The organism is Rhodococcus sp. 66b (genome assembly GCF_002076325.1).
GTDB lineage: Bacteria > Actinomycetota > Actinomycetes > Mycobacteriales > Mycobacteriaceae > Rhodococcus_F > Rhodococcus_F erythropolis.
The window spans coordinates 33728-58676 of sequence record NZ_MUZB01000005.1 but is presented as its reverse complement, the minus strand read 5'-3'; the positions used below and the strand labels follow the sequence as shown (position 1 = coordinate 58676).

Annotated in this window: 21 protein-coding genes; 6 read left to right on the top strand and 15 right to left on the bottom strand. The window is 63.1% G+C overall.

The window, feature by feature from the left end:
• Positions 1 to 145: 145 nt before the first annotated feature.
• Genes tsaE through B0E55_RS10520 form a run of 4 tightly spaced genes read right to left on the bottom strand, consistent with a single transcriptional unit; the run spans position 146 to position 4367 of the window.
• On the bottom strand, positions 146 to 637 hold the full coding sequence (gene tsaE, locus B0E55_RS10535) for a tRNA (adenosine(37)-N6)-threonylcarbamoyltransferase complex ATPase subunit type 1 TsaE (protein ID WP_080909677.1): 492 nt from the start codon (positions 635 to 637) through the stop codon (positions 146 to 148).
• Positions 627 to 1679, bottom strand: a complete 1053-nt coding sequence (locus B0E55_RS10530) for an alpha/beta fold hydrolase (RefSeq protein ID WP_003940782.1) — start codon at positions 1677 to 1679, stop codon at positions 627 to 629. The genes tsaE and B0E55_RS10530 overlap by 11 nt, the downstream gene beginning before the upstream one ends.
• Positions 1676 to 2878 carry an alanine racemase gene (gene alr / locus B0E55_RS10525; RefSeq protein WP_019747575.1) on the bottom strand — a complete coding sequence of 401 codons (1203 nt, stop codon included), beginning with the start codon at positions 2876 to 2878 and terminating at the stop codon, positions 1676 to 1678. Before alr ends, B0E55_RS10530 begins: the two co-directional genes overlap by 4 nt.
• A gap of 55 nt (positions 2879 to 2933) precedes the next feature.
• A complete protein-coding gene (locus tag B0E55_RS10520) occupies positions 2934 to 4367 on the bottom strand; it encodes an NAD(P)H-hydrate dehydratase (RefSeq protein WP_080909676.1) in 1434 nt (477 codons plus the stop codon).
• Positions 4368 to 4405: 38 nt separating this feature from the next.
• On the opposite strand from B0E55_RS10520, the gene B0E55_RS10515 reads away from it, so the two are divergent.
• The gene (locus B0E55_RS10515; RefSeq protein WP_019747573.1) at positions 4406 to 4777 is read left to right on the top strand and encodes a cupredoxin domain-containing protein; all 372 of its coding nucleotides are present in this window, start codon (positions 4406 to 4408) and stop codon (positions 4775 to 4777) included.
• 54 nt (positions 4778 to 4831) lie between these two features.
• On the opposite strand, the gene glmS is transcribed toward B0E55_RS10515, so the two are convergent.
• Entirely contained in the window at positions 4832 to 6694 is a 1863-nt protein-coding gene (gene glmS, locus B0E55_RS10510; RefSeq protein WP_080909675.1) for a glutamine--fructose-6-phosphate transaminase (isomerizing), read from the bottom strand.
• 122 nt (positions 6695 to 6816) lie between these two features.
• On the opposite strand from glmS, the gene B0E55_RS10505 reads away from it, so the two are divergent.
• On the top strand, positions 6817 to 7656 hold the full coding sequence (locus B0E55_RS10505) for a poly(ethylene terephthalate) hydrolase family protein (protein ID WP_080909674.1): 840 nt from the start codon (positions 6817 to 6819) through the stop codon (positions 7654 to 7656).
• A 6-nt stretch (positions 7657 to 7662) separates the two neighbouring features.
• Positions 7663 to 7878 (top strand): hypothetical protein, encoded by a 216-nt coding sequence (locus tag B0E55_RS31670; protein ID WP_060938801.1) that lies wholly within the window; start codon positions 7663 to 7665, stop codon positions 7876 to 7878.
• A gap of 46 nt (positions 7879 to 7924) precedes the next feature.
• On the opposite strand, the gene B0E55_RS10495 is transcribed toward B0E55_RS31670, so the two are convergent.
• The 9 genes from B0E55_RS10495 to eccCa all read right to left on the bottom strand — a co-directional run bounded on the left by B0E55_RS10495 (position 7925) and on the right by eccCa (position 18604).
• On the bottom strand, positions 7925 to 8893 hold the full coding sequence (locus B0E55_RS10495) for a hypothetical protein (protein ID WP_241896046.1): 969 nt from the start codon (positions 8891 to 8893) through the stop codon (positions 7925 to 7927).
• 176 nt (positions 8894 to 9069) lie between these two features.
• Positions 9070 to 9375: a hypothetical protein gene (locus B0E55_RS10490; protein ID WP_080909671.1), complete on the bottom strand. Its 306-nt coding sequence runs from the start codon at positions 9373 to 9375 to the stop codon at positions 9070 to 9072.
• 111 nt (positions 9376 to 9486) lie between these two features.
• Positions 9487 to 10824, bottom strand: a complete 1338-nt coding sequence (gene glmM, locus B0E55_RS10485) for a phosphoglucosamine mutase (protein ID WP_080909670.1) — start codon at positions 10822 to 10824, stop codon at positions 9487 to 9489.
• A 154-nt stretch (positions 10825 to 10978) separates the two neighbouring features.
• Entirely contained in the window at positions 10979 to 11491 is a 513-nt protein-coding gene (gene rpsI, locus B0E55_RS10480; protein ID WP_019747567.1) for a 30S ribosomal protein S9, read from the bottom strand.
• Positions 11488 to 11931 carry a 50S ribosomal protein L13 gene (rplM, locus tag B0E55_RS10475; protein WP_019747566.1) on the bottom strand — a complete coding sequence of 148 codons (444 nt, stop codon included), beginning with the start codon at positions 11929 to 11931 and terminating at the stop codon, positions 11488 to 11490. The genes rpsI and rplM overlap by 4 nt, the downstream gene beginning before the upstream one ends.
• A 289-nt stretch (positions 11932 to 12220) precedes the next feature.
• Positions 12221 to 12514, bottom strand: a complete 294-nt coding sequence (locus tag B0E55_RS10470) for a WXG100 family type VII secretion target (protein ID WP_003940975.1) — start codon at positions 12512 to 12514, stop codon at positions 12221 to 12223.
• A gap of 87 nt (positions 12515 to 12601) precedes the next feature.
• Entirely contained in the window at positions 12602 to 13015 is a 414-nt protein-coding gene (locus tag B0E55_RS10465; RefSeq protein ID WP_223257856.1) for a WXG100 family type VII secretion target, read from the bottom strand.
• 70 nt (positions 13016 to 13085) lie between these two features.
• Complete coding sequence (locus B0E55_RS10460; RefSeq protein ID WP_080909776.1) at positions 13086 to 14588, bottom strand: type VII secretion-associated protein; 1503 nt, start codon at positions 14586 to 14588, stop codon at positions 13086 to 13088.
• Entirely contained in the window at positions 14585 to 18604 is a 4020-nt protein-coding gene (eccCa, locus tag B0E55_RS10455; protein WP_241896054.1) for a type VII secretion protein EccCa, read from the bottom strand. Before eccCa ends, B0E55_RS10460 begins: the two co-directional genes overlap by 4 nt.
• A 224-nt stretch (positions 18605 to 18828) precedes the next feature.
• Here eccCa and eccD point away from each other — a divergent pair, with 224 nt between their 5' ends.
• Positions 18829 to 20295 (top strand): type VII secretion integral membrane protein EccD, encoded by a 1467-nt coding sequence (eccD, locus tag B0E55_RS10450; RefSeq protein ID WP_080909668.1) that lies wholly within the window; start codon positions 18829 to 18831, stop codon positions 20293 to 20295.
• A gap of 14 nt (positions 20296 to 20309) precedes the next feature.
• Positions 20310 to 21722, top strand: a complete 1413-nt coding sequence (gene mycP / locus B0E55_RS10445) for a type VII secretion-associated serine protease mycosin (protein WP_080909667.1) — start codon at positions 20310 to 20312, stop codon at positions 21720 to 21722.
• Between the two features lie 14 nt (positions 21723 to 21736).
• Here the strand turns inward: mycP and eccB are convergent, their stop codons facing one another.
• Positions 21737 to 23203 (bottom strand): type VII secretion protein EccB, encoded by a 1467-nt coding sequence (gene eccB / locus B0E55_RS10440; RefSeq protein WP_080909666.1) that lies wholly within the window; start codon positions 23201 to 23203, stop codon positions 21737 to 21739.
• 97 nt (positions 23204 to 23300) lie between these two features.
• Here eccB and eccE point away from each other — a divergent pair, with 97 nt between their 5' ends.
• A complete protein-coding gene (gene eccE / locus B0E55_RS10435) occupies positions 23301 to 24941 on the top strand; it encodes a type VII secretion protein EccE (protein WP_060938796.1) in 1641 nt (546 codons plus the stop codon).
• Positions 24942 to 24949 lie beyond the last annotated feature (8 nt).

Below are 24949 nucleotides of genomic sequence, written 5' to 3'. Positions count from 1 at the left end.
CGTGAAGAACTACTTCCGGCCTGGGAGGGTCACTACGTCCATAACACCAAACGCCGTTTCACGACGTCTGCGACACAAAACGCCGTTTCACGACGTCTGCGACACGAAACGCCGTTTCACGACGTCTGCGACACAAAACGCCGTTTCACGACGTCCAGGACCAACTCGCAGTCCGCACATCCGATTCAGGTTCCCGATGAAGCTGCACGCGCAAGTGTCGTTCGACGAGCCTTTCCACGACGTCACCACCCCATTCGACCACCACCACTGCATCGGTGAGGTCGGTGTCGAGGTCGAGGGCATCGAGTTCGTCGAGCGCATGCGGTCCGCTGTCTCCCAGCCGGTATGCGTCGACGTGGATCATGCCGACGGGAACTCCGCCGCCGGGGCGGGTGCCCGGACGATGCTCACGAGCGATGACAAACGTCGGGGACGTCACCCGGCCCTGCACTCCGAGCCCGGCGCCGATTCCGCGCGTCAACGCGGTCTTGCCCGCCCCGAGTGGCCCGTCCAGCACCACCAGGTCGCCGGCAACAAGTCCCGCCGCCAAGCGTCGGCCGAAAGCCTCGGTGTCCTCGGCCGTTTCCAACCTGATCTGTCCGGATTCGGGAAGTCCCGTGGCGTTCTCAGCCGACATCGGACCGCTCTTCTACCTGTGCACGCTGCACCAGCTTGTCGATTGCGTCCGTCACGATCGCCGGGAACTCGAGCTGCACCAGATGGCCGGCCCCGTGAACTCTCACGAGTTCAGACTCGGGGAGATCGGCAGCGAGACGCTTGGAGCTGATGAACGGAATCATCATGTCTTGATCGCCGCAGATCACGACTGCCGGTGTGTGCGCGAGCACCTCGAGGGACGCGGACTCGTCGTGCAGTTCCAACGTCCGCAAGAAATTGACGATGGTCACGACCGAGGTCCGGTCGAGCATGCCGTCCGACAGCTCATGCAGTCGTGGGCTGACATCGGTGCCGTACGACGCTGCACGCAGGATCGGCGTGATCAGTACTCGCGCAGCGCCCCGGGCGTGCTGAACCACTCCTGGCGAGGTGCGCACTGCCAACCGGAACCCGTCGATGATCGGATTCTGCAGATTGCGGGTCAGACCGGTCTCGGCCAGCCCTGCCGCCGTCGTCGCGACCAGCCCGACGCCGATGACTCGGCCCTCGAACCATTCGGGTCGCTGACCGGCGAGCGCGAGCACCGTCATGCCGCCCATCGAGTGGCCGACGAGAACTATCGGTCCCTTGGGCACTTTGGCCTCGACGACAGTCGCGAGGTCGCGGCCCAGCTGCGAGACCGTGCAACTCTTCGAACGCGGCATACCTGAATCTCCGTGTCCGCGCTGGTCGTAGAACACCATGCGAACCTTGTTGCCCCATCGCTCTTCGAGCTGGCGGCGCTGGAAATGCCAGGACAGCGCACTCAGGCAGTACCCGTGCACGAAAACGACTGTCAGCGGAGCGTCATCCGGTCCCACTTCGCGAACTGCCAGCTCGACGCCGTCCTCGGTGCGCACCGTGCTCTTGCGGTCGCGCGTCATGAGGTCGAAGTCCTCGTCCGCGTAGATTTCCCGGCCCGGACGCGTCGCGGTCTTGAACGCATTCACGCCGGCCATCGAGCCGAGCGCCACAGCGCTGAGCAGGCCACCGAGAATGCTCATCTTTCCTGCAGTCTTCATGACGTCTCTCCCCCGATGTACGTACGCACAGTGCGTCCACGTATTCCGGTCACGACCTCGTAGTGAATGGTGTCGAGTACGTCGGCCCAGGCCTGCGCGTTGGGTTCGCCGTGATCGCCGTTGCCGAAGAAGATCGCGGTGTCGCCTTCGCGGACTCCGTCGCCGTCCGGCCCCAGGTCCACCAACACCTGGTCCATGCAGATCCGCCCGACGGCCTGGCGACGCTTGCCGCCCAACTGCACTTCGAACTTGCCGCTCAGTGAACGAGTCAGACCGTCGGCGTAGCCGACGGGAAGCAGCGCAAGAGTGGTGTCGTGCGGTGCGACCCACTGATGCCCGTAGGAGACGCCCTCTCCGGCGGCCACCTTCTTCACCAGAATCACCTTCGCTCGCAGCGTCATCGCCGGTCGTAAACCGAAATCTCCGAGTTCGGGCACCGGAGACAATCCATATATCGCGATTCCGGGTCGAACCATGTCAAATTGCAGGTCAGGACGGGTGACTGTAGCGGCGGAGTTGGAAAGATGAACAACTTCGGGTTCGAATCCGCGAGCGCGGACGTCGGCAACCGCTTCGATCAAACGCTGCTTCTGCATGTCGATGACGTCATGATGCGGTTCGTCCGAGTGCGCAAGATGGGAAAACACTCCGCGCAGCCTGATCGTGCCCTCGTCCCGGGCAGTAGCGAGGTCGTCGAGCATCTGCGGCCACTCGGTTCTCGAGACGCCGTTGCGATTGAGACCGGTGTCCACCTTGAGCGTCACGGTCGCCTGTTGTCCCAGAACCCGTGCCGCGTCGACGACAGCAGCCAGGTGCCGCGGCGAGGACACGCCGATCTCGACGTCGGACCGGATCGCCGAGGAGAAATCGGCGTCGAGGCCGTGCAGCCAGGCCAGGACGGGAGCGGTGATGCCTGCCTCGCGAAGGACCAGTGCCTCCGCGATGGTGGTGACGCCGAGTTCCCGGGCTCCGGCCGACAGTGCCGTCCGCGCAACCGCAACTGCGCCGTGGTTGTATCCGTCCGCCTTGATGACCGCCATCAACGCTGCATCACCGGCAAATTCACGCAGGACACGCACGTTGTGCGCGATCGCGTCCAGATCCACGACTGCCTCCGTCTGCGGCCCTACTGCGTCGTCGAGTCGGCTCGCCTTCCCCTCCGCAGGCTCCTTCGGTGCTCTTCCCTGGGCAAGCGTCATGGCGACAATCCTGCCACCCGCGCAGAATCGGACACGTGTTCGGGTTTGAACACCCTCAATCAAGGGCAAAAGAGCGAAGCACACGCACCGACTCGCGCAGACCTCCCAGCAGCGGCGAAGCCGAAATCGGTGCTCCGGCGACATCGCTCTGACCGCCGGCAGCGGCGATGTTCGCAGCCAACGCGTGAGCCCGCGCCCCGACGGCCCCGGCTTCGAGAGGGCTCAGACCCGCCGCCAGCAACGCGCCGATCACACCGGAGAGGATGTCACCCGAGCCTGCGGTCGACGCCCAGGAGCCGCCGGCGTCGTTGACCAGGACCTCACCGCCGGGATCCGAGATCACCGTCGTATGGCCTTTCAGCAGAATCGTGACTCCGAGGCGTTCGGCGAGAGCACGCGTGGCCGCGATTCCGTCGTCGCCGAGTGGTGTGAATCGTGCGAACTCGCCGGCGTGGGGCGTCAGAAGAGTCGGCGCGGTCCGGGCTGCGACAAGTTCGGGACGTTGAGCGAGGAGGGTAAGTCCGTCCGCATCGACGACAACGGGTACATCGGTAGCCAGTACCGACGCCAGAAGCCGCGCGGCGTCGTCGTCGGTACCCATACCGGGTCCGACCACCCAGGCCTGAACCCGCCCGGCGGCTTGGAACGTCTCACTCGCAATCACCTCCGGGAACCGGGCGAGCACCTCGGCGGCGCCGTGCCCGGCGTAGCGAACCAGTCCGGAGGTCGCGGTCACCGCGGCGCCGGTGCAGAGCACTCCCGCGCCGGGATACTGCTCACTTCCCGCAACGATGCCCACCACACCCTGCGAGTACTTGTCATCCTCCGCGCCTGGCACCGGCCACAGCGCACCGACCTCGGCCGGATCGAGCGAACCGAACGCCGGTTCGCCGACGCTCAATCCGATATCCACGAGTTCGACACGACCACACAGCGGAGCCGCGAGTACGTGCACCGGCTTGAGCGCACCGAATGTGACCGTCACATCAGCGGTCACCGACGGGCCGTCCACTGCGCCGGTGTTCGCGTCGACGCCGCTCGGAAGATCGACCGCCACGATCGGTGCCTCCACCTGGCCGACGAGCTCGGCCGCGTCAGGCCTCAGACCGCCGTGCCCGGAAATCCCGACGATGCCGTCGATCACCAGATCCGGCGACCCGACTTCGGCAGCGACTCGGCCACCGGCCTTCAGGAGAGCGTCGAGGCCCGACCGATGAGCGCGCGCCGGATCGAGCAACACGGCCCGAACACTCACACCTCGTTTGCGGAGCAACGCACCCGCCCACAGGGCATCACCGCCGTTGTCGCCGGTACCGACCAGAAGCGTCACCGACCGATGCGCGACCGATCCTGTACGGGAACGTAATTCGTCCGCGACAACTCGCGCGAGACCGTACGCCGCTCGACGCATCAGCACCCCGTCCGGCAGCTTGTCGAGCAACGGCGCCTCCGCTGCTCGCACCTGATCGGCTGTGTAGTACCCACGCATGTCGGAACCCTTCAGTTGCCGTCGCTACCCTCGAAACCATGAAATCACGTCTTCGCCCGGCAATCGCGGGACTCGTCCTCGCTCTCGGTCTGGTCGGGTGCAGTTCCGGCACCGACTCCACACCATCTGCGGCCGAAACGACGGCGAGCGGACCCGTGGTGACCATCTCCGGGATGGCCTACTCCCCCGCTTCCATCACCGTGAACGTCGGCGACACCGTCACGTGGGTATTCGACGACAACGGAATGGCCCACGACGTCAACGGCCTCGGAGACGCCAAGGGCAAACTCCGCAGCCCACTCAAGAAATCGGGAACTTACACCTACACGTTCACCGAACCCGGAACCTACGACTACACCTGTACACCGCATCCCGAGATGCGCGGAACCGTCGTCGTCGAGACGCCGTAACGCACTCGGGCCCCATAGTCTTTCGACTGCGGGGCCCGAAATTCCCTACGAAACCTATTCGACCGTAACCGATTTCGCCAGGTTACGCGGCTTGTCGACGTCGTATCCGCGCGCCGCGGCAACCTCGGCCGCAAAGATCTGCAACGGAACCGTGGACAGCAACGGCTGCAGCAGAGTCGGTGACGCCGGAATCTCGATCAGGTGATCCGCGTGCGCCGCGGCGACGGTGTCGCCTTCCTCCGCGATGACGATAGTCGTTGCCCCGCGCGCCTTGATCTCCTGAATGTTGGACACCAACTTCGAGTGCAGGACAGCGCGACCCTGCGGCGACGGCATGACGATGATGACCGGAAGGTCCTCCTCGATCAGCGCGATCGGGCCGTGCTTGAGCTCACCGGCGGCAAAGCCCTCGGCGTGCATGTATGCAAGCTCCTTGAGCTTGAGCGCACCCTCGAGCGCCACCGGGTAGCCGACGTGGCGCCCCAGGAACAGCACGGTCGACGCGTGCGCGAACTGGCGTGCCAACGCGCGCACCGGTTCTGCCGTCTCGAGCACCTTGCTGACCAACGCGGGCATAGCTTCGAGGTCGGCGTACTCGCGCGCAACCTCGTCCGGATACTTGGTGCCGCGAGCCTGCGCCAAAGCCAAACCGACGAGGTAGTTCGCGGTCACCTGCGCCAGGAAGGCCTTGGTCGACGCAACCGCGATTTCCGGTCCCGCCCGCGTGTAGAGAACGGCGTCGGCTTCGCGCGGGATCTGTGCACCGTTGGTGTTGCAGATCGCCAGGACGCGTGCCTTCTGGTCCTTGGCGTGCTTGACCGCTTCGAGTGTGTCCGCCGTCTCCCCCGACTGCGAGATCGCGACAACAAGCGTCGAGCGATCCAGAACCGGGTCGCGGTAACGGAATTCGCTGGCGAGTTCGACCTCGACAGGTAGACGCGTCCAATGCTCGATCGCGTACTTCGCCAACAGTCCGGAGTGGTAGGCACTACCGCAGGCGACGACAAACACCTTGTCGACGTCGCGCAGTTCCTGATCGGACAACCGCTGCTCGTCGAGGACGATCTTCCCGTTCTCGAAGTGGCCGAGGAGCGTGTCGGCGACAGCGGTCGGCTGCTCTTCGATCTCCTTGAGCATGAAGTAGTCGTGACCACCCTTTTCGGCGGCCGCGAGATCCCAGTCGATGCGGAACGGGCGCCCCTCTGCCTCGTTGCCCGCGAAGTCGGAGATCCGATAGCTGTCGGCAGTGATCACCACTGCCTGATCCTGTCCGAGTTCAACCGCATCGCGTGTGTGCTCGATGAACGCAGCGACGTCGGAGCCGAGGAACATCTCGCCCTCACCGACACCGACGACGAGCGGCGTCGAGCGGCGGGCGGCGACAATCGTGTCCGCGTGGTCGGCGTGCGTGAAGACGAGCGTGAACGCACCTTCCAACCGACGAACCACCGACAGCGCACTCTCGATGAAATCACCTGCCGTCGGTCCGTGGGAGTACGCCCGGGCTACCAGGTGAACTGCCACCTCGGAATCCGTGTCGCTCTGAAGCTCGACGCCTACAGCCTCGAGCTCCGCACGCAGCGGGGCGAAATTCTCGATGATTCCGTTGTGAACGACAGCCAGCTTGCCCGACGCATCACAATGCGGATGCGCATTACGGTCGGTCGGTCGCCCATGCGTCGCCCACCGGGTATGACCCATACCCGACGTACCGACAAAGTGATCCGCGCCGTACTCGCCGAGCTCCGCCTCGAGGTTGGCCAACTTACCGGCCTTACGCTCGATCTCGACCCCACCGGTTCCGTCGAGAATCGCGATTCCCGACGAGTCGTACCCGCGATACTCCATTCGCCGTAAAGCCTCCACCACAACGCCCAGAGCTGGGCGGTGGCCGACGTATCCCACGATTCCGCACATGGTGACTCAGGGTACTTGGACATCGGCGGTGGGCGCATTTTGCGGTTCCCCAGACATCCCCCAGCCGGTTGCAGCGTCGGCTCCGCATACACGAGACGGCTCATCGGATAACGTCTTCAACCGTGGCACCGAAACTGAAGACACTGACCCGTGAGCTGTCCAAGCGCGGCCCGCACCGAGTTCTCCGCGGCAACCTCGCCCTGGCCGGACAGCCGGGTGTCGTGTACACGCCGGAAACCGGTTTCAATCTCCCCGCCGTTGCCTTCGCGCACGGGTGGATGGTCGGGTCCCACAAGTACGAGCAGACACTCCAGCACCTCGCTTCCTGGGGAATTGTCGCAGCGGCGCCCGACAGCGAACGCGGTCCGGTCCCGTCCCATCTCGGCTTGGCTGCAGATCTTCGAGCGACGCTCGACATCTGCGTCGGCGTACGACTCGGCCCCGGCCAGATCAGCGTCCACCCCGATCGAGTCGCCTTTGCCGGTCACGGCATGGGCGCGGGCGCGGCGGTACTGGCCGCAGCGCAGCGCGGGGATGTCGGTGCGGTAGCCGCGCTGTTCCCGGCCCCGACAGCACCCAAGGCGGAGAACTACGCGTCGAAGATCACAGCGCCCGGATTGATACTTGCCGGCGAAGACGACGTCGATTCCTTGACCAGCAATGCCCGCCCGTTGAGCGTGGAGTGGGGCGGTCCCGTCGTCGCACGCACCGTGAACGACGGCCAAGACGCCGGACTGATCGAAGGCCGCCGACTCCTCGGAGCCCTGGGCCTCGGTGGATCCGAGCGCAAGACACAGTCCGCCACACGGTGCCTGCTCACGGGCTTCCTGTTGTTCCATCTGACCGGCGACAAGAAGTACCAGGACTTTGCTGATCCTGACGTCGAGATTCCGCACACGGCGCCGTTGCTCCCGGCCGAACCTCACTCCGACGCGCGGGCCAGCCAGCTGTTGCGAAAGTAGAGGTTCATGCTCGCCTCCGCCGGCGGGCTCGGCTTCGTGGGCGTCGGCGTCGGCTCTGACGCGGATCGCAGATACGGGCCGGATCTGACCGACCCTTCCGTGTCGTTATCGGCAGATGTCGTTTCGGACGGCGGCTCCTGGCGCGATTCCTCGCTCGCCGCTGCCGCTCTGCGCTCACGGAAGTCCTCGAGCGCTCTGCGCTCACGGAAGTCCTCGAGTTGAGAATCGAGAGTTCGACGGATCTCTTCGAAGGGCGCGTGAACGGACTTCACAGCGGACCAGCTCCGGCCAGCTCAGCGCCCGTCTCTCCGTCGGGGCCGGCGATCGACTCGTCCGGGACTGTGACAGGCGGCTCCGGGTCCGGCGCGGGCGAGACTTCGGCGGTGGTTTCAACCGGTATCTCGGGCTGGGGATTATCGGGCTGGGGAATTTCGGGTTGAAGTGTCGCGGGCTGGGACGCTTCTTGCGGGTATGTCTCCTGCATGACCGCCTCCTGATCGGCATCAAAAACTATTCTCGGCCAACCGTTTTCGTCCAACTCCACGGCGACCGACACAGAGTTCCCGTCAGCACCGGCGACATCGAGACTCACCCCACGACCGTCGGGCGCAATCGAGAAGCCCCATGTGTTGCCGCCGATCGAGAAAGAGATCGGCGCAGCCGCGGCACCGGATTCGATCGTCTCGGCGACCGGCAAGGTCGACGGGAAGGCGTCTGTCACCCACTGAGTCGCGGCATCAAAAGCATCGCCTACCGCGCTCGCACACTGCGCGCACGCCCTGTCGAATTCGTCGCGGGCATCCAGATACGCCGAGCGAAAAACGGTGTCCAGCCATGGCGCCGCGCCACGACCGCTGGAAGCGACGTGAGCCAGCTGATCGATCTCCCCCGCACCCAGACCGCCGATGGTCGCCCGGTCGAGGCTGGCCACCTTGAAAGCTTTGTCTGCCAAAGCCGTTCGAACAGTCCGCGCAAGTTCGTCGGCTAGCGTGATCAACAGTGGCGCCGAATCCGCATCGGACCGAGCTTCGCGCCGCGCGGCGAAGACCTGATCGACGACCGCATCCACGCCGGAAACATTCCACACTGCGGGAAGATTCTCGGCCAGGACCGTCAGCATCGCGATCTCCGCGACCGAACCGTCCACCGCCGCAGCCATGTCCGACATGTCTCGCGTCAGTGCCGCGATATCGATGCCCGCCTCTGCGCGATATGCATCCTCATAGGAGGTAAGCATCCGTTCTTCGAAACCCAACCGAGTGGCCAGGTCGTGAAATCGGCCGAAGAACTGCAGTCCGCTAGCGCCCGCTTCCAGAATTTCGTCGGGATGAGCATGTGAATCACGCAGTGCAAGAATATCTTCGAAAGAACACGGGCCGTTCGGTACTGCCTGGGCTGTAAGGCTGTTCGGTATCACGAGGCCGACCCGCCGGAGTCCTGCACCCGCCGCGCACCCTCACGATCCACCTCAGTGATTGCCTCAGCCGAAGAGGAAAGCCGGCGCGCCAACGTATCGAGAAGATCCGCACGGCCAGTCAAGCGAGAATTCAGGACCGCCAATGCCGACGCCAACGCGGCTCCGTGCTCGGCGTAGTCACGGCCCGAAGCGGCACCGCCCCATCGCAAATGCTTGATCGGCTCGGCAGAATCGCGCAGACCCTGGGCCACCGACACCGCATGACGTGCCAATTCATCTGTTCCAGCGCGGTCGACATCCACGAGCGCCCCCAAGTTTCAACGGAACCACTCGCACGTCGAGCGGCCTTTGACTCCTTGGACGCAGCGGGGCGCAATTACGTTCCCTCTAAACGCGAACGCGTAATGAGGGGGCTACACCGAACCGACGATCTCGGCCAACTCGTCAGCCAGCTTCTGCGCGAGCGGAAGTTCAGTGGCCTCGACCATGACGCGGACCAGTTGCTCTGTCCCGGACGGGCGCAGGAGCACTCGACCACCGTCACCGAGAACGCGCTCGGCGTCCGCGACTGCTGCAAGTACCGACGGCGACGCTGCGACTGCCGCCTTGTCCCCGACCTTCACGTTGATCAGCACTTGCGGGAGGGTGGTCATCGTTGCAGCCAGTACCGATGCCGACTTACGCGTACGAGCCATGCGCCCGAGCAGCCTGAGACCGGTGAGAATTCCGTCGCCCGTGGTACCGAACGCCGGCAACACAACATGGCCTGACTGCTCGCCACCGAGGCTGTATCCGCCCGCGCGCAGTTCCTCCAAGACGTAGCGGTCGCCTACGGCAGCAGTCACGATGTTGATGCCTGCCTCGCGCATCGCGATGTGCAAACCGAGATTGCTCATGACAGTCGCGACGAGAGTGTTCTCGACCAACTCCCCGGCCTCGTTCATCGCGATCGCCAGAACAGCCATGATCGCGTCACCGTCGACCACCGCGCCGGTCTCGTCGACGGCCAAGCAACGGTCGGCGTCGCCGTCGTGCGCGAGGCCTAGGTCCGCCCCGCGATCGACTACGGCTTTCTGAAGATTCTCCAGGTGCGTCGATCCGCAGCCGTCGTTGATGTTGAGGCCGTCGGGATCTGCGCTGATCGCGATGACGCGAGCGCCCGCTGCTGCGTAGGCAACCGGTGCGAGCGCGGAAGCAGCGCCGTTGGCGCAGTCGACGACAACGGTAAGTCCAGCGAGCGGCTCGCTCGCCGCGCTCGCCAGATGTGCAAGGTACAGCTGAGCGGCATCGTCGACCGCACGGACTCGGCCTATCCCGGCACCTGTCGGAAGGACCGGCGGTGCAGTGCCGTCGAGTGCGTCCTCGATCGCCACCTCGACAGCGTCATCCAGCTTGTGCCCACCGGCCGCGAAAATCTTGATTCCGTTGTCCGGCATGGGATTATGCGATGCAGAAATCATGACACCGAGACTGGCGTCGAGCTTTGCCGTCAAGTATGCAACTGCCGGAGTCGGGAGGATACCCACGTCGAGCACGTCGACGCCTGCGGAACTCAACCCGGCCGTCACCGCGGCTTGAAGCATCTCACCGCTGGCGCGAGGATCGCGGCCGATCACGGCGGTCGGACGGGCATCCGAGGTGCCGGCTGTCAGTACGCTCGCCGCGGCAACTGCCAATCTCAATGCAAGATCTGCAGTCAGATCCGAATTGGCAAGCCCACGAACACCGTCAGTACCGAACAACCGACCCATAGAACGACTCCTGAATCCTGTGAACCTCGAGAATGAAACTCGAGAATGGAATTTCTCCGAGAAACACAAGAGCGAGCGTCCGGTAACGATGGACGCCCGCTCTTGTGGTGAACAGGTGCCGAAGCAGACCCGTCGGGTCAACCTCGGCAAAGCATCAGCGCTTGGAGTACTGCGATGCCTTACGGGCCTTCTTCAGGCCGTACTTCTTACGCTCGACCGCGCGGGCGTCACGCGTCAGGAAGCCTGCACGCTTGAGGGCCGGACGATCATCAGGGGTTACCTCGATGAGTGCGCGCGCGATAGCCAGACGCAGTGCGCCTGCCTGACCGGACGGGCCGCCACCGTGCAGCAGTGCAATGATGTCGAAAGACTCGGGACGCTCGACGAGCACCAGCGGAGCCTTGATCAGCTGCTGGTGAACCTTGTTGGGGAAGTAATCCTCCAACGTACGGCCGTTGAGCTTGAACTGACCGGTACCGGGAGTCATCCGGACGCGAACGACAGCCTCCTTGCGGCGACCGACGGTCTGGACCGGGCGATCGAGGACGATCGGTGCGAGCGTAGCTGCAGCAACCTCTTCGACGACCTCGACTGCGTCAGCGGCGACAAGCTCTTCCACTGCTTCGATGTTCTCTTCGGACACGTTCTGCTCTTCCGGCGATGTCACTGTGCGACCTGCTTGATCTCGAACGGCACCGGCTGCTGCGCGGTGTGGGGGTGATTCGGGCCCGCGTAGACCTTGAGCTTGCTGCTCATTGCGCGGCCGAGCTTCGTCTTGGGGAGCATGCCGACAATGGCCTTCTCGACGAGACGATCGGGAGTCCTGTCGAGGACCTCACCGACAGTGCGGGACTTCAGGCCACCCGGGAATCCGGAGTGGTGGTAAACGTTCTTGCCCTGCAGCTTGTTGCCGCTGATGGCAACCTTCTCAGCGTTGATGATGACAACGAAGTCACCACCGTCGATGTGCGGCGCGTAGGTGGGCTTGTGCTTGCCACGCAGCAAGTTCGCTGCCTGAACGGCAAGACGGCCGAGCACCACGTCAGTGGCGTCGATGACGTGCCACGAGTGGGTCACATCTCCGGCCTTCGGGGTGTACGTAGACACAGATCTTCCTCGTCTTAATTCATTCCACTGCTGACCATGTGCGTATCGCGTAAACGATCCTCGGCGGCCAGTTGAGACCCGAGAACCGCCGGTCTCCACGCATTTCTGCCGGAGCCCTACGGCACGCCACCGATAGACGATACCGGTCTACCCGCTGCCAGGTCAAAGCGCAGCCATCTCCGCCGACAATGCCCTCGTCCGGAACCAGCAGGTAAGCGATCGACATGCGACTGCCCCGGCAACCTGACGGTACCGGGGCAGTCGGGGTGTCGTCACGACATGAATGTTGTCAGCGACCGAACCCGTTTGCGGCGATCCGGTCAGCTTCCTGCATCTTCTCCGAGCCGCTCGCCGTCGCTCCGGCGATCTGCGCGAGAACCATGTTCAGTTCTTCGGACGCCTGGGCCCAGCGGCGCTGTGCGTCGTTCCAGGCTTCGGAACCTGCCCCTTCCCAGCCTGCTTGCAGCTTGTCTACGACAACCTTGATGTCGCCCTGCTTGTCGTTGATCGCTTTGGCCTGCTGTTTCATCTGATCGGACAGCATTGCGAGGCCGCCGAAGTCGTACTTGATCCTGTCGGACATAACTGCTCCCGGTTCGGTGTGACTGGAGAGAACTTTGTGAGAACTACTGGCTGAGGACTGCTTGATCGAACGGTGAAGAGCTGACGGTCAGGACATGTTCACCGTCGCGCCGCGAAGCGAGCTGACGTTGTCGTCTTCGGTCGAGTCGAAGGTTCCCGCAGCCTGTTTGATCTGCTCGCAGATGTCGGTCAGAGCAGTGTCCAGCTTCAGGGCCGCGCTGTTGTATCGCTCCATGATTCCTGCGTATTCGACCTGCGCCGCACCGTTCCACGAATTGTGCGAAGCGTCGGCCTCCGACCGAACAGCGTTGACCAGTCCCCTGATGTCACCGAGATGTCCGTCGATGGTCCCCGCCGAATCGATCAATTCAGCGGTAGTTGCGGTAAAGCCCATGTCGTCCCCCTGGATTCGGTGAGTACCGTTCGGTATCGGCGACCACGACGGCTTGTCCGTCGGATGTGCACCGGGGTCGAGCGGAACTCCCTGATGTGCGCTACACATACTTTGACGCGACCTCCGTGCCAACGGTTCCGGCCCGATCGAAGAATGTTTTCAGAACCGACCGATCCGGTCAGGGCGTGAATTCGAGTGACTGCCACATCCGCAGGCAGTCCGCTTCGAGACTGTTCCACTCACCGACCAGATACTGGCAGCCGATACTCACTTGCCGACCGTTGTCGACGTACACGTGCCAACGCACCTCGGAGAAATCGTCCGGAAACTCGACGTACACCACTGCCTGTTTTCCTGCGGCATCGTCGATCACAGAAAACTCTCCGAACCGCAATGGGTCCTCGAACGCCGAAAACTGCTGACGCAAAGCGGCTTCGACGGAATCGAATCCAGCACCTTCCGCAAGACTTTTCTCGATGACCACGATCTTGCGATCAGCGCCGGAACTGGGTATCAAATCGGTGCGCCCGCTCGAGGTCCCTCGTGACAGAAGCTTCCAATCGGAAGGCAGCTCTGCTGCAACGCTCCCCACCTCCACACGCGTGAGTTCCGGCGTGACACCGGACTCGATCGACGGAATCGAAGTCTTCGGCGCAGGCTTTTCCTGCTCTTTCGACGCCTCCACGATCTCGGCTTTGCCTTCCGCCGTAGCTGCAACCGAGTCCGCCAACCGAGAATCGCCTCGATCGCGAGTCGACACCACGACCGTTGCCGCGACCGCAGCGACGACGGCGAGCACCGCAAGCGCCGCCGCGAACCATCGACGGCCTCCGTGCCACCCGCCGACTCGACGGGGCGAGGAGGCAGTCGAGTGCACGGAAGGAATCGACATCGCGCCATCCGGATCGCCTACCCACCCGGCGCCAAAAGCTGAATTGTCGACGATTCGACCGGAACTGTCCCGCGCAGTTGTCTGGCGAACGAGCGTCCGAGGATCCACCAGAGACGACGCCACCCGACTCTCGTCCAGAATTCGAATGCTCGCGTGGCCGTGGACATTCGTCGACCCACGTTCGAGCGAAGCCGCAACGGCATGCGAGCGCGGCCCGACCAACACCACAGCGTCCCGAACCGACAAGTCCCCGATTCCGGAAAACAACCCCGCAGCGTCTGCGATCGCCGAACTTTGTGCCCCGTCGAGTCGGAGTTCACCGTCGACCTCGCTGACAACAGAAGCGACCACCATTCCGCCACGCAGTTCGAGGACGACACACCGTGATCGCCAGGCTGTACGAGCCGACCTCGCCGCCGCGACCGACGTCGGAACGAGGACGACGTCGTGCGCCACTCGCCGTGCGGCATCGAGCAATCGCCGCCTACGTGGGGCACCCCAATCCGAGGGATGGCTGAGATAGAGGATGTCTGCATCGACGATTCCGCACCCGTCCATCGCACTGGAGATCAGCCTGGCCAGCTCCAAGACGGTGGGGACAATCCGACCATCTACGTCGACATAATCGTCGTCGACGTAATCGATCGCATTTTCACCGGTCGTACCGGGACCCGACGCCGGTTCGCGTCTGAGGTCTGCACTGCAACAGAATTCGCGTTGACCCGAGACGACCCAGATATTGGATGCACCCCAATGTAGCGAGACCGACACCAAGGACGGAACGGTCACAGCGGTGGCATCCACGGAACTTGGACAAGTTGGGTTTGCGACCGAGAAACGTAGACCCCACGACCTTCCGGCAATGCCGACGCGCGGACGGTGCCGACGAGATTTCCCTCGTCGCGACTTCCGCTCATGATCAATCCGGCCGGTGCCATGTCGCGAATTCTCGCAATGACCGGCTCGTAGAGTGCTCTGGCCGCGCCACCGGAACGGCGGGCAATCACCAGGTGCAAACCGATGTCCTTGGAATGCGGAATGTACTCGAGCAACGGCGCCACCGGATTACCACTCGGTGTGGCCACAAGGTCGTAGTCGTCGATCAGTACATAAATCTCCGGTCCACTCCACCACGACCTTTCCCGCAATTGCTGCTGTGTTGTTTCGGCGTTCGGCATTCTGGCGGCGACGATCCGAGCCAAGTCGACCATCAACTCACCGAAGGTCGTCGACGACGCCGAGTAACCGCCGAGGTGATTCCCTTCGACCACTCCCAGCAGGGAATGCCGATAGTCACCGATAATCAACTTGGCCTGCGCCGGCGTGTTCGACGCGATGATCCCTTCCGCTATTCCGCGCAAAAGAGATGTCTTGCCACACGCGGTGTCGCCGAATATCAAGAGGTGCGGGTGTTCCCGGAAGTCCATGTACACCGGGGCGAGGTCGGTCTCACCGAGCCCGATCGGCACGGTGAGGCACCGACCGTCGGCCGCACTCGGTGAGGGCCACCGGGTCCCGACAGCTTCGAGAAGTTCTGCCCGCGAGTACGAATCCGGAAGCATCCGCACGGTGGGCGCCGGGCGCGAATTCGACATGGCTGCAATATGTTCGACCGTCGACGCCACAGACCCACCGGAATTCTCACTACCGGGCGAACCGCCGATTCGAGGTAGTCCGGTGAGAAGGTGAAGCCCGTCGCGCGTGATGCCACGACCCGGTCGACCTTCCGGCACCAGGCTGGCTTTCTGGCGACCCGCATCCGAATCTCCCGGATCACCCAATCGAAGTTCGATGCGAGTACCCAGTTGATCCTTGAGTGCCGGCCGGATCTCGGCCCACCTCGACGTCGTGACGATCACGTGCACACCGAAGGACAAACCTTGACCGGCGAGCATGTTGATCTGAGGCTCGAGTGATTCGAAATCCGAACGAACGCTGGGCCAACCATCGACGACGAGGAAGACGTCACCGTACGGGTCATCTCGGAGTCCCGCCGCCACACCTTCCCCGGCAGGATCAGCTGTTCGCAATCCTCGGAAATCAGCCATGGAGTCGATGCCGAGGTCACGAAACAGTCGCTCTCGTTTCGCGACCACACCGAGTACCTCGGCAACCGTGCGGCGGACGCGGTCGGAATCCAAGCGGTTTGCCACCGATCCGACGTGCGGCAGATCTTTCAATCCGAGGAGCGTTCCACCTCCGAAGTCGAGGCAGTAGAACTGAATCTGTTCCGGCGTGTGCGTCATGCTCAGAGACAAGATCAACGTGCGCAAGGCCGTCGACTTTCCCGACTGCGGGCCGCCGACGATCGCGAGGTTGCCCGTTGATCCGTTCAGATCGGCGACGAGAAGATCGCGGCGCTGATCGAACGGCCTGTCGACTACGCCGAAGGGTGCGCTCAGATTTCCGCGAGGTTGATCACCGGCCGCCCACCGCGGCAACAACTGGTCAAGCGTCGGGGATGCCTCGAGCGGCGGTAACCACACCTCGTGCGCGCGTGGACCGTGAGAGCGCATGCGGTCGACGAGGACTCCCATGAGAGTACGTGCATCGTCACCGATTTCGCCCATGTCGATGACATCGGGCTCGACGGGAACGACAACAGCCTCTGGCCCGACCACGGGCGTCGCGGTAAACGGCAGCGGCGCGAGTTCGACGGGGGAATCTACCGAGAATCGAGTGGGCACTATCCGCTCGCCCTCGTACGGGCCTGACACGTATGCACCTTGGAAGCGAACGATCTCCGCAGAATCGGACTTCAGGTATCCGGCACCGGGTGTGCCCGGCAGGTGATAAGCATCGGGAACGCCGAGAACGGAACGGGACTCGTTCGCCGAGAACGTTTTCAAACCGACGCGATACGAAAGATGGCTGTCGAGACCCCGAAGCTTTCCTTCGTCGAGCCGCTGACTGGCCAGCAGCAGGTGAATGTGAAGTGACCTGCCCAATCGCCCGATGGCCACGAACAATTCGGCAAATTCCGGCTGTTGACTGAGCAGTTCGGAGAACTCGTCGACAACCACGAAGAGTGCAGGCAACGGATCGAGTGCAGCGCCGGCCAGCCTCGCCTTCTCGTAGTCAGACACGTTTGCGAAGTTTCCTGCCGCACGCAGCAGTTCCTGTCGACGATTCATTTCGCCGGCGAGTGCGTCCTTCATACGATCGACCATCGCCAATTCCTCGGCAAGGTTGGTGATGATCGCAGCAACGTGCGGCGCCTCCTCCAGGCCGAGAAAGGTTGCACCACCTTTGAAGTCGATCAGGACGAGATTCAGTGCGTTGGGTGAGTGCGTCGCGATCAGGCCGAGCACCAAGGTTCGCAGGAACTCCGACTTACCAGAACCGGTGGCTCCGATACACAGCCCGTGCGGACCCATACCGTTCTCGGCCGACTCCTTCAGATCCAGTTCGACAGGGTTTCCATCTTGTCCGACACCGATCGGCACGCGGAGTCGGTCGCGCCCCTGACGTGGCAGCCAGCCATGCTCAGGATTGAACCTCGCAGCATTTCCTATCCCCAACATCTGGCTCCAGGTCCGAAGGGATCGGTCGTCGTCAGTCGCGTCCACGGCGTTCTGCGATGCCGCACGGAACGGTGCGATGCGACGTCCGAACGACTGCGCCAGGCTCGTCGTCGCGGCGTCAGGCGTCGCAAAATTCTCGACTCCTGCGCTGCTCACCGCGCCGATCTGATCGCTACCGACGACCAGTCGCAAACCGCGTGCCGCCGCCAGCCGCGGGCAGAACCCGCACAGGTCGAGGACGGTCACCGAGTCGAGCCCGGATTCGGACAACAGGCCGGTGTCACCTTCGAGCAAGCCACCGTCCACGACCAACACGAGATGCGGAACGCCCGCACTCGCTGGAGTGTTGCGAGCAAATCGAGCACGCATCGAAAGCGTTTCCCCGAGGGAACTTTCGAACTCGAGATACGAACCGAACACCATGCGTGAAGTGCCGGCGCCGTCCTGAGACTCCGGGTGTTGTACGTGTGGGAGCCACTTGACCCACTCCCACTCGGCTTCGGTATCGGGACCGCACACCACTGCAACTTGGACGGTGTCCGGACCGTGAAAAGTGCACAGCTGCATCAACATCGAGCGGACGAGCGCTCGAGCGGAATCCCTCTGCCCCTCAATGGACATCGCAGCAAATCCGCGAAGCGAGACGGCGGTCGGCAGGTCTTTTACAACCGAATGCGCACGGACGAATCGCCGAAGTGAGACAGCAGCGACGGGTTCGAGATCCTCGACCGGCCCCGTCTCCGGAGATACAAGCCTGGTGGCCAATCGCTGTGTACCCAGACCGACCCGAACGTGGCAGTAGTCCGAGTCGGTGATCTGACGTTCCCACATTCGCACAGTCCCGGCCAGTGTCCAAAGCTGCGACGGCTCGGGATTGCTCCACTCGAGAGCAGCACGCTGCGCACCAGACGTCGCAGCAACATCGCTGCGCATCTGATCCAGGTACCGCAGGTAGTCCTTGCGGTCCTCGTTCGCTTCGGATGCTCGTGCCCCACCGCTACGACCGCCCCCGGCGAGCATCCCGAGCATCGACACCATCATCATGACCGGAAACAGCAGAGACATCGGATTGCGCGCCATGCCGGAAGAGAACATCAGCGCCACCATGCCGATCATGGCAACCACCATGATCACCGGAAGTAGTTTGGTCAGTAGGTTTCCCGGCGTGACGCGAGGAATCTCCGGTGGGGCCTGAAGCGTCACCTCGCCGCCCGGTGTACGCGGCGATTCACGGCGCGCTCGACGCGCAAATCTGACAGTGCTCAATTCACCCACCCCCATCGGTGCTGCAGCTGTTGCCGCCACGCGCCTCGTCCGACTACCGCCGGCCCGCCCCCCAAGGCGTAGTCACGCAATTGCAAGAGAGTAGATCACAACACCGACACTCGGGTCGGTGCCACCTGTTGTCTGCGCTGTCGCCGACACAGGCGCACAGTTCATGTCGTATTGTTCGGGTGAACTGGGGTGACGTGACAGGGGAATCGCGTCATGGGAGGGGACAGATCTTGACCAGCACCACTGAAACCAGCGCTGCGCACACCGCAAACGGACGACGCGCGACCCATTCTGCCGAACTGTGCAGGTTGACGGTACTTTCAGCCCATTCGCAGGTGGATCTTGCGGTGCCGCTTCGTGTTCCACTCGCGGTGGTCATTCCGGGCATTGTGGACACAATTGTCAACCACAGCAATTTCAACGAGTTCGACCACAGCGCCGAACAATTCGAGCCCGTCGACTGGACTCTGTCGAAAGTCGGCAGGGCACCGCTGGCACCGACGCTGTCGCTGCACGAGCATGGAATCCGCGATGGGGAATTGCTCGTACTCGCGGCCGCGGACACCGCTGCCCCGCCCCCACTCTTCGACGACATCATGTACACCGTCGCGGCGACGGATGCAGACATCTACCGACGCTGGACTCCGATCACCGCGCGCATTGTCGGCTCGTCCGCCGCCCTCGTCGCTGCGCTCGTCGCGGCCCTCGCCCTGGTCCTCGGCGATACAGGTCTGATCGGCGCTGTCTGCGGTGGAGTGACGTCTTTGGTGCTCACCGTCGCCGCCGTCGTGGCAGCGCGGGTGTACGGAGACACTGCAAGCTCCATCACGCTCGGATGCACAGCGGTGCCACTGGCGTTCGTCTCCGGCGCACTCTGCGTACCCGGCACTGTTCTTTCTGCTCATCTCCTTCTCGGTTCGGCATTCGCAGCCGCGGTGAGTCTGATCTGCCTCCGTTTGTGCGGTGCCGGATTAGCCGTCTTCACCGCACTTCTCGTCGTCCTCCTTGCTGCGGTGGGCACCTTCGCCGTCGCGACGACGCTTCCCGAGGCGCGCACCGCAACCGTCAGCAGCGCGGTGATTGCCGCAGCATTGATCGTTCTCACGTTCACCGCTCGACTGTCGATGCTGTTCGCGCGATTACCGCTTCCCCCGGTTCCGACGCCGAGTAATCCCCTCGACGACGATCGCGACGGACTGCCCGAGCCCGAACTGCCCGGGCTGACCGAGTTGACTGAAAGGGCAGGGCGGGCTCGTAGCTACCTGACCGGACTGATCGTGGCCACGTCAGTGGTCGCGCTCACTGCCGCAGTCGCGCTCGCGTGGTCCTGGCCCGGTCAGCGAATCGTCTGGCCGAACCTTGCTCTCGCATTCGCGACGGCCGTCGTGCTGATGTTTCGCGGGCGCACCTACGCGGGCGCACATCAGGCGGTCCCACTCATCGCGGCAGGCATCTCGGTGATTCTCGTTCTCCTGGGCGGCATGGCATGGACCCATCGCGACCATGCATTGGTCGTCTTCGCCATCACGATGACTGTTCTCCTCCTGTCACTGATTCTGGGAATCCTCGCCCCCCAGAACACATTCAGCCCCGTGATGCGACGCGCGGCCGAACTGTTGGACCTCGCTGCGATTGCAGCAATCGTTCCGCTGATCTGCTGGGTCAGTGGGCTCTTCGCGCTCATGCGCGGTCTCTGAGCGATCGGATCTCGATGGTGATTCGACGCGCGACGAACATCTGTGCCGCACTCGTGATCGTTGTCTTAACAGTCCTCGCCGGGGCGGGTGGCGCATCGAGTGCGGTTCCTTCCCCCATCGATCCTGCAATGCTGCCGGAGGACGGTCCACCCGCGCCTCCCCAACCCACCGAACAACGAACCCTGTGCGTCCCCGCCGTAGCGGGTGGTGACGGCGCGGATATTCCACGTTCTCAACAGGATCTGGGATTCGATTCGGTGTGGTCGATCACCCGAGGGGCAGGGCAGCGAATTGCTGTCATCGACACCGGCGTCAGCAGACATCCCCGGCTACCGGCCCTCGAAGGCGGCGGTGACTATGTCGGGACCTCCGACGGCACCGACGATTGTGACTCACACGGAACAGTCGTCGCCGGTCTCATCGCCGCCGAGCAGGTCGACGGTTCCGGATTTTCCGGAGCTGCGCCGGACGCACAGATCATCTCGATCAGGCAGTCCAGTGCAGCTTTCTCGGTGGCCGGCCAACGCGAAGACCCTGCCGTAGCCGAGAATTCGTCTGGCTACGGAAACGTCGACACCATGGCACTGGCCGTACGTCACGCTGCTGACTTGGGTGCAAGCGTTATCAACATCTCCGAGGTCGCTTGCAAGCCTGCCGGGGACGGGATCAACGACCAACGACTGGGCGCTGCAATCGAATACGCCACGATCGCGAAGAACGCCGTAGTCGTCGCTGCTGCAGGGAACGTCGGATCCGGAGGTTGCAAGAACCAGAATCCACCGCCGGATCCCCTCGATCCACAAGCCGATCCATGGAACTCGGTTACGACGATTGCCAGTCCTGCCTGGTACGACGACTATGTCCTCACCGTCGGGTCGGTCGACCCCAATGGCACCGCCAGCTCCTTCAGCCTCGGCGGTCCATGGGTCGACGTTGCGGCGCCCGGCACCGGAATCATCTCACTTCACCCGACGTCGCCTGGTCTGACCAACGGAGTCTACGGCTCCGACGGCGCCGTACAGTCGTTCAACGGGACCAGTTTCGCTGCGCCCTATGTCGCGGCAACCGCCGCGCTGGTCCGGTCGGTTCACCCGGAACTGACTGCACTTCAGGTCATGCAACGTATCGAAGCCACCGCCCACGCTCCGGCGCAGGGTTGGAATCCCTACGTCGGTCACGGCGTCATCGATCCACTCGCCGCGGTAACGGGCGAATTGGCACCGGGGGAACGCGTCAAGGTCAATCATCAGTCGGTAACGATCGATCCCCTACCCACGCCGCCGACCCCCGACAACCGATCTCGCGACGCGGCACTCGTCGGAGCCGGAACGGTCGGCACCCTAGCCCTACTGACGCTATTGGCGTCGATGCCCATTCGTCGAGCAATTCGTCGGAGACTTCCCGAACGACGGGACGTCGATCTCTGAATCGTCAACGGTGTTCAGTTCACCGGAGCGGCCGGCGTTGAATCGGGGGCGACTCCGTCGTGAGCTATCAGTGCATTGCTCTTCTCGAGCGCCGGACCTGATGCAAGTAGATCGAGCATCTGCCAAGGCGCACGATCAGGCGTTCGCGTCAATCCGAGCGCGCGAGCAGAGGTTTCGTCCGGCACTCCGTATTTCACACCGGTATCCGCTACGTAGAACACTCCGTCGTGCCTGGTGCTGTTCGTCTCGATTCCGGTCGCTTGAACAAACCCACCGAAGCCCTGTTCGACGTGGACGCTGTCGAGATTGTCGCCCGATCCGTCCGCCTGCGCCAACGACACCAACTTGCCACCCTCCGGGATCGGAACCTGCAATCCAGCGACGAGTTTCAATGTTGCAGAACTACTTTCGCCGCCCTCGACTGCAGGTGAGGGAGCCCATTCCAGACAGCCGACAGGTGCGCCATGATCATCGACGATCTCCGGAACCACCTGCGGCAACGAGTCGACGGCCAGTTCCCTCACCGAAGGAATACGACTGATGGCATCAGGGGTGACGCTCGCGATCCCGGTGGCGCCCTGCGAATCCGAGAAGTAGATCAGTTGGGCGAGCGCCGCACCGACCTTCTGGATACCGTTCTCGAGCACCACGTAGTACTGCAGGTCCGCGCCCACCGAAACCTGAACGACGGAGCCGACAGTCTTGTTCTGTAGCGGGAACCGGGGCGCTGATCCCAGTTCGCGGATTCGCGGAGCCTCGATGCGCGGAACTTCGGGGATCGAATTGAGAAATCCGGCACTGATCGGTCGCGCCTGTGCTCCCTCCAGCCCCAAAGCCCGCATGATCGCCGGATTGTCCACATCGATTTCCGCTCGCTTCCCGTCGTATACGAGAAAGTGATCGGAACCCGACTTCACCAGGAATGCACGGTCCCTCGTCAGATATGTCGTGTTTTCACCGACATTGGACGAGCCGACCAGGACCGAAGTCGTCAACGATTTTCTCCCGTCGGATCCGACGGAATCGCATACCGTCCACAAGGCGTTGCTCGGGTCGGCTGATTCCGGCAGCGCGGACGGTGCGCCGGGAATGCCGACGAGCGCGCCCCTCGGTTTCGCCTCGACCTCAGACGCCTTGACTATTGCCGGTTTTACTGGCGAACCCAGAATCAGTCGGGCGGAGGCCAAGTTCAGCACAGGGCGAAAAGTACCCTCCATGGCGACGAACATTGCGCCAGATTCCTTTGCAACAACGATTTCTGCATCGCCGATCTTGTCCTGTGGCCGAAACAGAGCAAGTACCGCGCAACCCGCCAATCCCATTGCAGCGAGGACTATTCCGACGGTGAAGGCGCGGGACTGTGACCGCATCGGATCGTGAAGCATCCGCACGTCTCGTCTGACCAGCGCATGTTCCATCCGCCTGACCAAGAATCGGTACCCATTGACCTGCCAGCGCGTGGTAGGTGTTGCAGCCATCATTCCCCCCGTGCCTTACATCCCCTTGCGAAGACACAGTACAGTTTGGCTGGGGCGGAAATTTTCGGGTAGTTCGCAGGTCAGGTATCGGGGAGGAACCGTGGACCGATCGCGGTTGAAGCATTGGCCGTCGTCACACAGGATTTCGACGCACGAATTCGTGTCGGCACAGATTCTCGGAATCAGTGCAGGCGGAATCGCGATGGCCAGTGGGCTGGATTGGCTCTGGGCGCTGGCAATCGGTTGTGTGGTTGCCGGATCAATGCTCCTCCATGTGGGCGGTTGGTCGGTAATGTCCTGGATTGTCAAGTACTTTCGCTATTTGCGCCGCAAGGACGCCGACGGCAGCACGATCGTCAGTTTTCACACTCCCTCCGAACAGTCGATCGGGCTCCGAGTGGACGGATCTTCACTCGTCGCTGTCGTCGAGATCGCTCCCCCACGCGACTACCTGACCAGGATCGGGCGCCATTCATTCGACGCTTCCCACCTTCTGCCCACGGCAGCCCTGGTCAATTGTCTGTATCAGCACGACATCTCACTCACCGGCATCGACATTGTCAGTCATGGATACCGCGCCGCATCAGGAACGCCGGCCACCGAAGTCTACGAACGTCTCATCGGGCCACTACCAGCCACCGCCACCAGAAGTGTTTGGCTTGCACTACGTTTCGACGCTTTGGAGGGTCGTGCAGCAGTCGAACGCCGAGGCGGGGGCGAACAGGGCGCGGGCCGCGCGATCGCTGTTGCCGCCAATCGTGTCATCCGGGTGCTCGATTCAGCGGGATGCAAGGCGCGGATCCTCACCGCACCGGAGATCGCGTCGTCCACTGCCCAGGTCACAAGAGGAGTCGCCAGCCACGAGGTCACCGAAACGTGGCGAAGTACCCCCTTGCCTGGTGTGTCCAACGTCGGATACGGAATCGAACCCCGTTTCATCACCAACTCGACCCTGACCCGAGTATGGGCAGTGGCAACGGTCGGGACGTCCGTGACAATTCGGTTGCGCCCCACGGGCGAACGCGGAGAGGCGAGGGTCAGTGCGACATGTCGCTTCACCACGCGCAATCCACCTGAGAACGCACCGCTGGCCGGTTTGGTCTCGCTACGTGGGCGCCAGCGCGACGGATTGCTGACCAACCTGCCAACCGCATTGGCCGCGCTGGACCGCATCACGCCGCACATTCGCATGGACGGGGGCACACTCGACTCACTCGCTCTACCTCTTGCCGGGTGCGGCCAGCTCATCGGCTCGGACCGAAACGGGCACGGTGTCGCGGCCAGAATTTCGGGGTCGGGCGTCAACACCGTTCTTGTCGCCGGCGAACTCTATCTGGCTCAGCAATTGATCTTTCGAGCCATCGCGACCGGCGCACTGGTACTCATCCACACCGATCGACCGGAAGCATGGACCGCGCTCACCGACTCCATGGGAGTGCCTGACCGACTCCGCGTGTCCGGGCAGGGTGGTGGGCTCGAGGGCGCTTTCAACACGGTCGTGTTCGACGGAGTCGAGGGGTTACCGCCGCGTGCCGGCGTGACCGCGATCTACGTGTACGGACATCCACGCCAATGGCCTCGGATCGACCCTGAAATATCGATAGTCCAGCCATTCGCACTCGGTGACAAGATCACAGTCGAAACCGGCCGCACGCGCGTCGAACTGACTCTGGTAACCATTGCTTCCGAGACCTCGTTCATCGGCCGTCCTCGAGCCGGCGACGCTCACCAGATGGCGTGATCGCGGAT